Below are 12,248 nucleotides of genomic sequence, written 5' to 3'. Positions count from 1 at the left end.
TTCTCAAAACTTTCTTTATATTCGCTTTTCGGTTCTCCTAAATATAGGAGGAATCTATCAACAAAGAGAGGTTACACTTAACTGTGTATGAAAAGGGAATCGTGTTAAAATCACGAACTGTCGCGCAACTGTAAGTAACGCATAGGCTTTTATCCAAAGTAAACCACTGTCGTCATAAACGATGGGAAGGTTGATAAAAGTTGTTACAAGTCAGGAGACCTGCCTATTTTTTTAAAGACGATGCTTTCGCGGTTTAGAGCTTAATGTCAAGTTGAAATACAAATAAAAGAAGTACAGCCTAAAAGTACTTTAGCAGAGATTTAGTTTTTTGTTTGATAAGCTAAATCGCATTTTATTGTATTCATACTTCACGTTATTTTTCCATTCCCATATCGTTTTTAAGTCAGTGTTATTTGCTATAACAAGAGTATTCTCATTTGTTATCAGTAATCATACATTGTACTTATCGAATTGAAATAGTTATAAGCAATAATAATGGTTCTTAAAGAAACAGTAGAGGAGAGAAAAGTAAAAGCAGAAACACACGTATTTAAAGTCGTTTTTCCTGATACTACGAATCACCACAACACAATGTTTGGTGGTCGAGTGATTATGATGATGACAGAAACAGCTTTTATGACAGCAACGAGATTTTGTAGAAAGAACTTTGTAATCGTTAGTAGTGATAAAATTGATTTCTCTAAACCGATACCTGCAGGTTCATTAGTTGAAATGGTTGGTAAGGTTGAATCAATTGGAAATACAAGCATTCGCATTCGCGTAGAAGTCTATAGAGAGAAGATGAAAGAAGATTATAGGCAACAAGTGGTAAGTGGTGTGTTTACTTTAGTAGCATTGAATGATGATTTTAAACCGATTCCTATTTTGGATGAGGTAGAATAATTTAAATTTTGTAAGCATCTTACATTTTTTAGTTTTTGGTAGGGGGATAAATCTTTTAAAAGATTTATCCCTATTTTTTTACAATAAAAAAAGTGTTTATATTGAAGAGTGAAGGTAAGTAGAAAAGGATATACTTAATACAATAGCAACATTATAAGAGTATTAAATAGAATTAGTAGAACAATTAAAATGTCAGTTTAAGAATATACATAAAGTATATGAATCACCGATTATAGGGCGTTATATTGGCTTTAAAGTATTTTTATTATAAGCTTCTTTGATACTTGTTTCACACAAGTACCACATAAGTACCACACATCTTCGAGAAAATGCCTTTTTTCCGAACCTCTGTGGTACGTATGTGGTAGATGTCTCGAACATAGTGTGTTTAAAACTGCGCTTTGATATGTTCTTTATTACAGGCACAATGCATTACATTTTAAATCTTTGTTTATTTTGTTTCGTATAGGAAAGAGATGTTTATACTTAGCTCCCAACTTTTGTACCTAATCTAAAAAATGTGTACAGTACAAATTAGGTTTGTCAATTAAAACAGAACACCTGAAGTTGGATGAAAGACTTGATATTATTTGTCTTATTGCATTTTTTTGTTTTCTGGGGGCTTCCATTAGAATTATAGGAAACGTATGATAGGATTTGGAAAGCAATCAAATTAAGTATAGGCTGTTTTTAGCAAGACTAAAAAATTGCTCAGTAAAAGGAAATGAGGAAATAGATGAATAAAAGGATAAGGAAGTTCATAGGGAGAGAGGTAATAAAAAAGCCCTTTCATTTTAGAAAGAGCTTGAAGTATTGTTATTTTTTAGTACCTCCAGTAATGAGATAATAGATTACATAAAACCATCCTAAAACAAAGTGGATAATAGCCCAAAGTATAGATTTGTTTTTTTTCCAAGACAAATAAACTGCGGCAATAGAACCTACACTAAAACCAAATAAACCTCCACCCCATAATTGAATAGAAGGACCTCCTGCTATTGCAAACGTGCTTGCTAATAACATAACTGTTGTCCACAACAAATTTTCTTTTTTCATCTTACACAATATTTAGGTTAATATATGTACTAAAGTTAGTGAAATTAAAATGATTTTAACTTTATAACTCTTTGAAAAATGGATAGTTGTAGGGAATTTGGTAAAAGTAAGTAGTGGTTTGTATTTTAAGACACAAAAAAAGCGAAACTGTTAAGTTTCGCTTTCTATATTTTAGTGCTTGTGTAAAAATGCTTGACGTTGTAAAAGTGTTTCTTCACTTTCAACGTGATTGTCGTCTGGAATACAACAATCAACTGGGCATACAGCAGCACATTGAGGTTCTTCGTGGAATCCTTTACACTCCGTACATTTAGAAGGTACGATGTAGTAAAATTCATCAGATACTGGTTCTTGAGCCGCATCAGCGTCTACTTCAGATCCATCAGGTAAAACGATTTTACCAGAAAGGGCTGTACCATCTTTGTATCTCCAATCATCTGCACCTTCATAAATCGCTGTATTTGGACATTCAGGTTCGCAAGCTCCACAATTAATGCATTCGTCTGTTATAATGATTGCCATAGCTTATATTTTTGTTTTATATGTATTAACTTTGTGGCAAATTTACACCCAAAACAATTCACATACAAGTCAATATGGATTTAGATGTTAAAAAAGTTGCGTTTGTTAAAATTGGAGACTTTTTACGCCAATTCGCTACAAATGAGTTTATAAGAAACAATGATGTTTGTCATAATGATAGATTTTATTGCGAATTTGAAGAATTAATTAATAGTAGCGTAAACTACAATGGTTGGTTTACACAAGAACAAGTTATTAATTCGATTAGCTCTTGGGCTGATGCTTTGACTAAAGAAAACTTAGAAAAGTGGACTTCACAATATGATTTTGCAAAAGAACCTTTAAAGAAAGTTGGACTTATTTTAGCTGGAAATATTCCGTTAGTAGGGTTCCACGATTTCTTATCTGTTCTTATGTCAGGAAATATCGCTTTAGTAAAAATGTCTTCAAACGACCAGAAACTATTGCCTTTCTTGTCAAATTACTTGGTAGAGGTTGAACCTAAATTTGCTGATCGCGTAGTTTTTGTGAAAGGTAAATTGGAAGATTTTGATGCAGTTATTGCAACGGGTAGTGATAATACTGCGCGTTATTTTGACTACTACTTTAGCAAAGTGCCTAATATCATTCGTAAAAACAGAAACTCAGTAGCTGTTTTAAATGGCGAAGAAAGCCACGATGATATGGTTGCTTTAGGGAAAGACGTATTTACTTACTACGGATTAGGATGTAGAAACGTGTCTAAGTTATTCGTGCCAAGAGGTTTTGTATTTGATGGTTTTTACCAAGGAATGTACGAATACCGCGATGTTATTGAATATGAGAAATACTCAAATAACTACGACTATAACAAAGCAGTTTTCTTGATGAGTGAGTTCAAATTGTTAGACAATGGTTTCTTGACAATTAAAGAAGATACTACTTACGCATCACCTATATCGTCTGTATTTTACGAGTATTATGACGATATTGAAGAAGTGAAAACACGTCTTGCAAACGATCACGAGAAAATACAGTGTATCGTATCCAATAATTTAATTGACGGAAGTATTGCATTTGGACAAACGCAAAGCCCACAATTATGGGATTATGCTGATAATGTAGATACATTGCGTTTCTTATTAGATTTATAGAAAATGAAAAAGGTGCATAACTTTTCGGCTGGTCCTTGTTTGTTGCCAACCACAGTGTATGAACAAGCGGCAGAAGCTGTTCAGAATTTCAACGGTAGCGGTATGTCTATTTTATCTATCTCGCATAGAAGTAAAGAGTTTATCGCTGTGTTAGAAGAAGCAAAAGCATTGGCTTTGTCTTTACTTGGATTGGAAAACAAAGGGTATACTGCCTTGTTTTTACAAGGGGGAGCCAGTATGGAATTTATGCGCATTCCTTATAATTTATTAGAGCACAGGGCTGGTTATATCAATACCGGCACCTGGGCTACTAAAGCTTTGGAACAAGCTACTCAGTTTGGAGAAGTGGACTTAATCGCTTCTTCTGAGGATCAAAAGTTTACTTATATTCCGAAAGATATTATAGTACCAACCGGACTTGATTACCTTCATTTTACATCAAATAATACGATTTACGGAACACAGTTTAACGCTGTTCCTAAAGCAGATTGCCCTATGGTGTGTGATATGAGTTCTGATATCTATTCGCGTGAATTTGATTACGACAAAATTGATGTTATTTACGCAGGAGCACAAAAAAATATAGGTCCTGCCGGCTTGAGTGTTGTTTTGATTAAAGAAGAAGTATTAGGTAAAACATCGCGTTCTATTCCCAATATGCTGAACTATCAAGAGCATATAAATAAAGGGAGTTTGTACCACACAGCCAACGTGTTTGCAATCTATACAAGTTTATTAAACTTTAGATGGTTACACAATTTAGGTGGGGTATCAGCCATAGAAAAAGTCAATAATCAAAAAGCAGCTTTGTTGTACAAGGTAATTGACGATTGTGATTTTATCAATGGAATTGCAAAAGTAGACTCTCGTTCTAAGATGAACGTTACTTTTGATTTTGTTGAAGAGAAAATGGCACCTCTTTTTGATGTGCTATGTCAGGATGCGAAAATAATGAATATCAAAGGACACCGTTCTGTTGGTGGCTATAGAGCTTCTTTGTATAACGCATTGCCGTTAGAAAGCGTGGAAGTATTAGTTTCTGTGTTACAGCAGATGAACTCCCTTGTTTAGTACACAAAGCTTTGTGTAAACCGTTGTCAACGTAGCAAGCAGATAGGTAGAGATAAGTAAACAAGTTAAAACAAGTATAATTGATAAAATAGAACAAATGAGAATTTTAGCAAATGACGGCATCCCTGAAGAAGTTAAGGTTGCCTTAGAAGAAATAGGATTTGAAGTAAAAGAAGTTAGAGTTGCTCACGAACAACTGGTTAATTATACTAAAAAGAATGAAATAGAAGTCTTATTGGTTCAAAGAGGAACTTTATTAGACAAAAATACGATAGATGAATTAGCGCATTTAAAGGCTGTTGTTTTTGCAGGAACGCAAGTTAATTTAGAAACGATAGACCATTTAAAAAGCAACGGTATCAAAGTTATTTGGGCTGAAGAGGCACTGGCTAATGCAACTGCCGAAATGGTGTTTGCTCATTTGTTAACGGGGTGTCGCTTATTACAAGAGTCAAATAGAAATATGCCGTTAGAAGGAGATGCAAGCTTCAAGATGTTGCAAGAGTCTTATGGCAATGGAATTGAATTAGCTGGTAAAACTTTGGGTATTTTAGGAATGAACAAAGCAGGGGAGTTAGTAGCTCAGAAAGCTTTGGCATTGGGAATGCACGTTCTGTATAATGATGATTCGATTGAAGAATTAAAAGGAGAATATGTATTGCCAAATGGAATTCATTTTCCTGTTGACCTAAAAAGTACAGACAAGCACAAGGTTATTCACGATGCGCAGTTTTTAACAATTCACACACGTCATTTCGAACGTTATTTAGTAGATAAAGAGGTTTTAGAAAATGCACACCATTTGTTGGGAATTGTCAATTGTGCTTATCCTGAAGCAATCAATGAGGTTGACTTAGTGGACAAGATTAATGAAGAAGCCTTGTTATTTGCTGGAATAGACCGTTTTGAAGAAGAACCACATCCTGCTATTCAGGTTTTAATGCAACCAGCGTTTTCTTTATCCCCTAATGTTAATGCTTCAACAGATGAGAGTAAAGTGTTAATTTGGGATGAAATATTTGAGAAAATTCAAGTATTGAGAAAATAATTGGTTAGTTTTAGCACACAAAAAAATAAATACTATGATAGAGCAAATTTCAAAATTAATTGAACAAGTTAGTTCAAGCGAAATCAGTGGAGCAGGAATCTCTTCTGACTTAGCAGGTGCAGTTACAAAAGAAACAGGTGATAGTATCATCAACGGATTAAAAAGCAGTCTTTCTGCTGGAGATATCGGTGGATTGACAAGCTTATTAGGTGGTTCTACAAGTAACTTAATGTCAAACCCTATTGTAATGGGAATGGTTACTAACTTAATTAGTGGTCTTACAAGTAAAGTAGGATTATCTGACGGAATCGCTAAGAACTTCGCAGGTTCTGTAATTCCAAAAATTATCGAGAGCTTAGTTTCTAAATCTAAAGGAGGAGAAAGTGGTTTCCAAGTAACTGATTTAGTAAGCAGCTTAGGTGGTGGAAATGCTAAAGATTTATTGAGCTCTTTAACAGGAGGAAAAGAAGGATTAGGTGGTGCACTTGATGCATTAAAAGGTCTTTTTTAGTCAATAAAAAATAGATATAATAGAGCGACTATTCTTACGGGAGTAGTCGCTTTTTTTATTTATCTTGGGCATAAAGAATTGTATTATGAATTTTAATCAGTTGCTAAGCGACTATTTGTCTTTTGTAAGGAAACCTGATTTATCGGGAATGGTGGCGAGCAAACCGTATAAAATGGTTCGAACATTTCAATTGTGGTTAATTACCTTTTTGATTGTTATAACCAGTAGTAGTGTAATAGATGAGGTTTTTGATTTGCCAATGCACGATGGGTTTGAACAGCTAATAGAGCAATTTGGTTTTGCTCTCTTTTTTGTTTTTGCAGTTGTTATTGGACCTTTTTTAGAAGAGGTAATCTTTCGTTTGCCTATGCGGTTTCGGATTAAGTATATTAGTATAGGCTTTGTTTTATTGTTGTTGTATTGTACTTTTTCTATTGTTGAGGTATTAGGTGATATTAGCATAGCGAAAGGCATTAGTATTAGTGGAGTTTTCTTAGCTATTTTTGCAGGGGGAATTTATGTTATTACTCGTTTTAAAGAACGAATAGCTAAGTATTGGCATCAGAATTTTTTATACGTATTTTACGGTTACAGTATCTTGTTTGGGTTTGTGCACATATTTAATTTTGACACAGTATCACTGCGCTTGTTGTTGTTATCCCCATTGATTACCTTGCCTCAGTTGATTTTAGGAGTAGGGATGGGGTATGTGCGAATACGCTTTGGTTTTTGGTACGGATACTTGTTTCACGCCTTAAACAATGGCTTTGCCTTTACCGTTTTTTATATCGGAATGAAATATTTTCCTGAGATGTAAGCTATTTAGTGTTAATGTTTTATTTGATTTTTTTGAGAATTATTTACCTTTGTATCGAACTTAAAAGCTCACTATATGAACAGCGTACATTGGCACACGAAATTATTTGAAGAATTGACAAATGAGGAACTATATGATATTATACGTTTGCGTACAGATATTTTTGTAGTTGAACAGAATTGTGCTTATCCAGAATTAGATGGTAAGGACAAACAGTGTCTTCACGTATATGCAACTAAATTAAATCAAGTTATCGCTTGTGCGCGTATTGTACCACCGGGCTTGAGTTATCCTGAAATATCTATTGGGCGAGTTGCTGTTCACGCTGATTATCGCAAAGATGGTTATGGCAAGGTATTGATGCAACACGCAATTGATAAGATAGAAGAGGAGTTTGGAGCGCAAGATATTCAAATCGGAGCACAGTGTTATTTAAAGAAGTTTTACGGTTCATTTGGATTTGAAGCAGTGTCAGAGGATTATTTGGAAGACAATATCCCACACGTAGATATGATTAGAAAAGCTACAGCAGAGTAGCCTACAAAATAAAGTAATTGAATCCCCAAGTGCTATGTGCTTGGGGATTTTTTATGTCGAAATATGATGTATTATAATCGTTAATTTTTTTAACAGACAGTTAATGCTATATTTGATATATCAAAATTCTATTTATGAAAAAGAGTCTTTATTTTATGCTTATAATCTTTATAAGCTCATTTAATGTTATTGCACAAGATAAAATTGATGTAATGCGATATGAATACGAAGTAATGTTTAAACCAAGTGTAAAAGATGCAGATAGTGTTTATACAGAGAAAATGTATTTAGATGTATGGGCTAATCAATCGAGATTTTCTTCAGAGTCAAAATCTAAATTAATTGAGTTTTTAGCAGAGGAAAAGAATTCGATGTTTAGAGGAGAGATGTTCTTTCCTCCTGGAGTTGCAGCGACACGTTTAGATTGGACTGTTATTCGAGAGGGACAAAAAGTTTATGTAGTTAGTAAAGTAGGGGCTTCTTTGATGAAGATGGAAAGTTCACTGAAGGAAATTAAGTGGGATATACTCCCGGAAATCGAAGAATATGAAGGGATGAAAGTTCAGAAAGCAATAGGAGAGTTACGAGGTAGGATATGGACAGTGTGGTTTACAACTGAAATAGATTTGATTGAGGGACCCTATAAATTTAAGAACTTACCAGGTTTTGTTGTAAAAGCAGTTGACGATAAAGCAGATTATCTTTTCGAATTTAGAAAAAGTGAAAAGGTACAAACAGTTAGTAGATATTTTGGTTATGAAGATGCAATGCTTGTTGATGCAAAAAGAATGCTTAAAGCACGTGAAATAGCCTCAAATAAAACAAGAAAACAAGTTTTAAGTGAGCGTGGAATTACCATACACGTTGAGCCTAATTCTGAATCAGAAGCTAATCTAAATAGCCGTGTTGGAGATGATACCAATCATATTGAAAAACTATAAAAGGCAAATATAGATGTTGTTTATTGTAATCCTTTTTCCTTTTGTTAATAGGTAGTTCTTAGTAGCAAAATTTTGAAGAGGTAATGCGTTATGAATAACAGTTGACATATAAACCAATTAGAAATAGCAATATTGACAGTGCAACTGACTCTGTTAAATGGTTGCTTTTGTACAGACGATTTTACTTTATGAAACATTTTATTTTACTTTTTTTTATACTTACCTTCTGTACTACACAAGCACAAGTGGTTTTAAAGGGGAGGGTGTTTGATAATACTAAACAACCTATTGATCACGCTACAGTTATTATTGAAGATTTAAATACTAAAGCTGTTATAGCTTATGAGTTGGTAGATGAAAAAGGTAGGTTTGAACTTGCTTTAAGAAGTAAAGAGTCTGAAGTTAATATTCGGGTTAATGCATTAAATTTCTTATCTCAGACAAAGCAGATAGCAAATGAATCACAAGAATTTGCGTTTGAGCTTGTTCCTGAAGCTACACAATTAGAAGAGATATTTGTTAAAGCATCTGCTATTACACAGCACAATGATACGATTGTTTTTGACTTAAAAGCATTTGCAGGAAAGAATGATCGTGTTTTAGAGGATGTCTTGAAAAAAATGCCTGGTATTGAAGTTTCTGAAGAAGGCCAAATTAAATATCAAGGCAAAGAAATTAATAAGTTTTACGTAGAAGGCAAGGATTTAATGGGAGGAAGATACTCTTCGATTACAAAAGCATTACCCAATCTTCACGTTGATAAATTAGAAGTGTTAGAAAACCATCAACCCATTAAAATGTTAGAGAATAGAATAGCCTCAGAAAGTCCAGCTATTAATATTCGATTAAAAGATAAAGTTAGTTTTAGTGGCAGTGGAAGAGCTGGAGTGGGGGCTGATCCATTTTTGTGGAATACGTCGCTTTCTCCTATGTTTTTAAGCAAAGGTTTACAGTATCTTTTTAATTATGAGGCTAATAATACAGGAAACAATATTTCTAATAAACTACAAGACTTTTCTATTGTAGGAAGTTATGATACGTATAGTTATTCTAAATCCATAGGAACAACTTTATATATGGCAGAAACGACTATTCCTTCAATTGATCAATCTCGTTATCTTTTCAATAAATCACATTTAGTTTCAGCTAATTTCCTTACAAAATTGACGGAGAAATTAGAGATGAGAACTAATGTGTATTATTACAATAATGAGATAGAACGCACGGGAGAGGAGTATACTGAAGTTAAAAATATTACAGAAGATAACAGTGATCAAGTGATTCGCTATAGTCGTAAAAATAACAGTTTCTTGTTTGAAGAAAACTTTAAATCAGTATTTACTTTTACTAAGAATACTGAAGATAATTTCTTTAAAGATTATGTAACGATTAGTTTAAATAGGTCTAAAAATAGAGGGGTATTACTCTTAAATACTGATCCAATTTATCAAAGTGTACAATCACCTTCGTTTAGTTTACAAAACTCAATGAGTACACTTATACCAGTAGGAAGGAATAAGTTTATCAATTTCAAGTCACTTGTTGATTTTACACGTGATAAACAAGATTATGATGCTACTTCTATTAGTACTTTAAATTTTCCAGATGAAGCGTTAAAGCAATATGAATCTCTTGAACAAGAGTATATGGATAATACTTTTTATACCAACAATGCTTTTTCTATATCGTGGAAAGTGAAGAAATGGACAATTAGTGAGGAGTATAGTTTAGTATATGAAAATAGAAAAGTAGAAACAGATTTATATGGTTGGCAACAAAACAAAGAGAATGTTGGTAATCAATATCAAAACGATTTAAATTACGATCGATTTAATAATGTATTAAGGACAGGGGTAAGCTATAAAGGTACTAAGTTAGATATGAGTTTTAACTTGCCCATTGTATGGAATACATTTTCTTTAAACAATCGTGTGATTGATGAGAAGACGACAAAAAACAAAGTGAATTTAACGCCATCGTTTTATACCTCTTATAAACTTTCGCCTATGTGGACAATTAGAGGGAGTACAAGTCAATCAACAAGTTATACTCCTTTGAGTCAATTATATCCGAATTTCATATTTAGAGGATTAGATTTTATTGCTTTTAAAAATAAGATAGAGGATACTAAAAGTTTTAGTTCAAGAATAGCTTTTGAGTTCAAAAACCCTTTCAACGGATTGTTTGCAAATGGGAATATTGGTTATACTAAAATAGATTATAAAGTATTGTTTTCTACGCATATAGATGATAATGGTCAGCAAGTTATAGAAGCTATTGAAAAGAAGAATACTAATTTTAGTCATATGGCAAATCTTAATGTAGGTAAGTTTTTGAGCAAATTGAGTATGAATGTAAAAGGGATGTTTAGTTTTAACAGGAACAATAGTGAAGTGTTGATTAATAGGGTTTTACGTGATGTTAATATGTATAATTATAATTATGGTTTACAAATTAGCAATAATCACTTTGATTGGGTAAACTTCACCTATGATTTTAATTATGGGGAACAAGAACGAAAAGAAGAACTAACATCTGTATATAGCTATTCTACAAGTCATAATGTTCGTTTTGATATTATTCCATTTAAAACCCAAAGTTTTGTATGGAAGTTAGATTATCGGGAGAATACCTTTGATAAACAAACTTTTTCGAATCGTTTTATGGATTTGATGTATCGTTTTAAGTGGAATAAAAAGAAGATTGACTTTGATATAGAATGGCGAAATATATTGAATACAAAGGAATATGAACAGGTCATTGTAAATAATATTCAAACAGCAAGAACAGGTTTTAAACTTAGACCCACACAAGTTTTAGCATCGGTACGTTTTAACTTTTAAATAAATTAAAAAAGCTTTTTTCTCCACAAGAAAGGAGCTTTTGATTTTTAGGAATTAGCTATTTAGAATGTGCAGACTTATTTTATCTTTGCGCTTATGTTAGAAATTCTTTACCAAGACGAGTACGTCGTTGCAATTAATAAACCAAGAGATTTACTGGTACACAAGTCGTTTATCGCGAGCGATATACAAGAGTACGCTATTCAAATCTTGCGAGATCAGATAGGACAATACGTTTATCCTGTTCACAGATTAGACAGAAAAACTTCTGGTGTGTTGTTATTTGCATTAGATAAAGAAACGCTTAAGGTGTTGAATGACGACTTTGCAACGCGAAAAGTTGAGAAGAAATATATTGCTATTGTTCGTGGGTACACCATTGATGAAGAAACAATTGATTACGCGCTTACAAATGATAGTGGACAAACACAAGAGGCAAAAACGTATTATAAAACCTTGCAACGCGTTGAGGTAGATATGCCTTTTGGGCAACACCTAACTTCTCGTTATTCTTTGGTAGAAGCACATCCTGAAACAGGGAGACAACATCAATTGCGCAAGCACTTCAAGCATATCTTTCACCCAATTATCGGTAGTCGGCCTCACGGATGTAATAAACAAAACAAGCTGTGGTTAGATACACATAACCTTGGCGCTATGCTACTTCACGCATTAGAACTTGAGTTTGATCATCCAATAACACAAGAACGCATTAAACTACGTGCTACTATTGATGAGCAATACACTAAGTATAATGCTGTATTAGGATTTGATTTAGAAGAGTTTTATAAGTAGGTTTACAGCTTACAGCTTTCAGTTTACGGTTTTCAGTTTACGGTTTTCAGTTTACGGTTTTCAGTTTACGG

General features: G+C 33.3%; 12 protein-coding genes and 1 riboswitch. Of the genes, 10 read left to right on the top strand and 2 right to left on the bottom strand.

All coding sequences use genetic code 11. The annotated features are described in order from the left end of the window. Window positions 1-51 precede the first annotated feature (51 nt). Window positions 52-241: riboswitch (cobalamin riboswitch) on the top strand. Between the two features lie 254 nt (window positions 242-495). Then, the gene (locus AABL81_RS04365) at window positions 496-903 is read left to right on the top strand and encodes an acyl-CoA thioesterase (RefSeq protein WP_158210373.1); all 408 of its coding nucleotides are present in this window, start codon (window positions 496-498) and stop codon (window positions 901-903) included. Between the two features lie 816 nt (window positions 904-1,719). On the opposite strand, the gene AABL81_RS04360 is transcribed toward AABL81_RS04365, so the two are convergent. Together AABL81_RS04360 and AABL81_RS04355 are read right to left on the bottom strand one after the other, a co-directional pair. Beyond that, window positions 1,720-1,959: a hypothetical protein gene (locus AABL81_RS04360; RefSeq protein WP_199269091.1), complete on the bottom strand. Its 240-nt coding sequence runs from the start codon at window positions 1,957-1,959 to the stop codon at window positions 1,720-1,722. Window positions 1,960-2,130: 171 nt separating this feature from the next. Continuing rightward, entirely contained in the window at window positions 2,131-2,481 is a 351-nt protein-coding gene (locus AABL81_RS04355) for a 4Fe-4S dicluster domain-containing protein (protein ID WP_090408630.1), read from the bottom strand. Window positions 2,482-2,555: 74 nt separating this feature from the next. Here AABL81_RS04355 and AABL81_RS04350 point away from each other — a divergent pair, with 74 nt between their 5' ends. The 9 genes from AABL81_RS04350 (at window position 2,556) to AABL81_RS04310 (ending at window position 12,177) form a co-directional block, all read left to right on the top strand. After that, complete coding sequence (locus AABL81_RS04350) at window positions 2,556-3,614, top strand: acyl-CoA reductase (RefSeq protein WP_341340432.1); 1,059 nt, start codon at window positions 2,556-2,558, stop codon at window positions 3,612-3,614. A gap of 3 nt (window positions 3,615-3,617) precedes the next feature. Further along, window positions 3,618-4,685, top strand: coding sequence for a 3-phosphoserine/phosphohydroxythreonine transaminase (gene serC, locus AABL81_RS04345; RefSeq protein WP_341340431.1), 1,068 nt, complete (start codon window positions 3,618-3,620; stop codon window positions 4,683-4,685). A 97-nt stretch (window positions 4,686-4,782) separates the two neighbouring features. Further along, on the top strand, window positions 4,783-5,733 hold the full coding sequence (locus AABL81_RS04340; protein WP_158210375.1) for an NAD(P)-dependent oxidoreductase: 951 nt from the start codon (window positions 4,783-4,785) through the stop codon (window positions 5,731-5,733). Window positions 5,734-5,767: 34 nt separating this feature from the next. Continuing rightward, the gene (locus tag AABL81_RS04335; RefSeq protein WP_158210376.1) at window positions 5,768-6,244 is read left to right on the top strand and encodes a hypothetical protein; all 477 of its coding nucleotides are present in this window, start codon (window positions 5,768-5,770) and stop codon (window positions 6,242-6,244) included. 85 nt (window positions 6,245-6,329) lie between these two features. Next, window positions 6,330-7,061, top strand: a complete 732-nt coding sequence (locus tag AABL81_RS04330; RefSeq protein WP_341340430.1) for a CPBP family glutamic-type intramembrane protease — start codon at window positions 6,330-6,332, stop codon at window positions 7,059-7,061. A gap of 75 nt (window positions 7,062-7,136) precedes the next feature. Then, a complete protein-coding gene (locus AABL81_RS04325; protein WP_090408612.1) occupies window positions 7,137-7,598 on the top strand; it encodes a GNAT family N-acetyltransferase in 462 nt (153 codons plus the stop codon). 134 nt (window positions 7,599-7,732) lie between these two features. Continuing rightward, window positions 7,733-8,539 (top strand): GLPGLI family protein, encoded by an 807-nt coding sequence (locus AABL81_RS04320; RefSeq protein ID WP_158210378.1) that lies wholly within the window; start codon window positions 7,733-7,735, stop codon window positions 8,537-8,539. A gap of 188 nt (window positions 8,540-8,727) precedes the next feature. Continuing rightward, window positions 8,728-11,382, top strand: coding sequence for a carboxypeptidase-like regulatory domain-containing protein (locus tag AABL81_RS04315; protein WP_341340429.1), 2,655 nt, complete (start codon window positions 8,728-8,730; stop codon window positions 11,380-11,382). Window positions 11,383-11,478: 96 nt separating this feature from the next. Beyond that, on the top strand, window positions 11,479-12,177 hold the full coding sequence (locus AABL81_RS04310; RefSeq protein WP_090408609.1) for a pseudouridine synthase: 699 nt from the start codon (window positions 11,479-11,481) through the stop codon (window positions 12,175-12,177). Window positions 12,178-12,248: the final 71 nt, after the last annotated feature.

Source organism: Myroides sp. C1519, assembly GCF_038039755.1.
GTDB classification, from domain to species: domain Bacteria; phylum Bacteroidota; class Bacteroidia; order Flavobacteriales; family Flavobacteriaceae; genus Flavobacterium; species Flavobacterium phaeum_A.
This window is presented reverse-complemented; position numbering and strand designations above follow the sequence as displayed.

Coding starts and splice junctions, on each gene's coding strand:
- AABL81_RS04365 (WP_158210373.1), top strand. CDS start 496: ATGGTTCTTAAAGAAACAGTAGAGGAGAGAAAAGTAAAAGCAGAAACA.
- AABL81_RS04360 (WP_199269091.1), bottom strand. CDS start 1,959: ATGAAAAAAGAAAATTTGTTGTGGACAACAGTTATGTTATTAGCAAGC.
- AABL81_RS04355 (WP_090408630.1), bottom strand. CDS start 2,481: ATGGCAATCATTATAACAGACGAATGCATTAATTGTGGAGCTTGCGAA.
- AABL81_RS04350 (WP_341340432.1), top strand. CDS start 2,556: ATGGATTTAGATGTTAAAAAAGTTGCGTTTGTTAAAATTGGAGACTTT.
- serC (WP_341340431.1), top strand. CDS start 3,618: ATGAAAAAGGTGCATAACTTTTCGGCTGGTCCTTGTTTGTTGCCAACC.
- AABL81_RS04340 (WP_158210375.1), top strand. CDS start 4,783: ATGAGAATTTTAGCAAATGACGGCATCCCTGAAGAAGTTAAGGTTGCC.
- AABL81_RS04335 (WP_158210376.1), top strand. CDS start 5,768: ATGATAGAGCAAATTTCAAAATTAATTGAACAAGTTAGTTCAAGCGAA.
- AABL81_RS04330 (WP_341340430.1), top strand. CDS start 6,330: ATGAATTTTAATCAGTTGCTAAGCGACTATTTGTCTTTTGTAAGGAAA.
- AABL81_RS04325 (WP_090408612.1), top strand. CDS start 7,137: ATGAACAGCGTACATTGGCACACGAAATTATTTGAAGAATTGACAAAT.
- AABL81_RS04320 (WP_158210378.1), top strand. CDS start 7,733: ATGAAAAAGAGTCTTTATTTTATGCTTATAATCTTTATAAGCTCATTT.
- AABL81_RS04315 (WP_341340429.1), top strand. CDS start 8,728: ATGAAACATTTTATTTTACTTTTTTTTATACTTACCTTCTGTACTACA.
- AABL81_RS04310 (WP_090408609.1), top strand. CDS start 11,479: ATGTTAGAAATTCTTTACCAAGACGAGTACGTCGTTGCAATTAATAAA.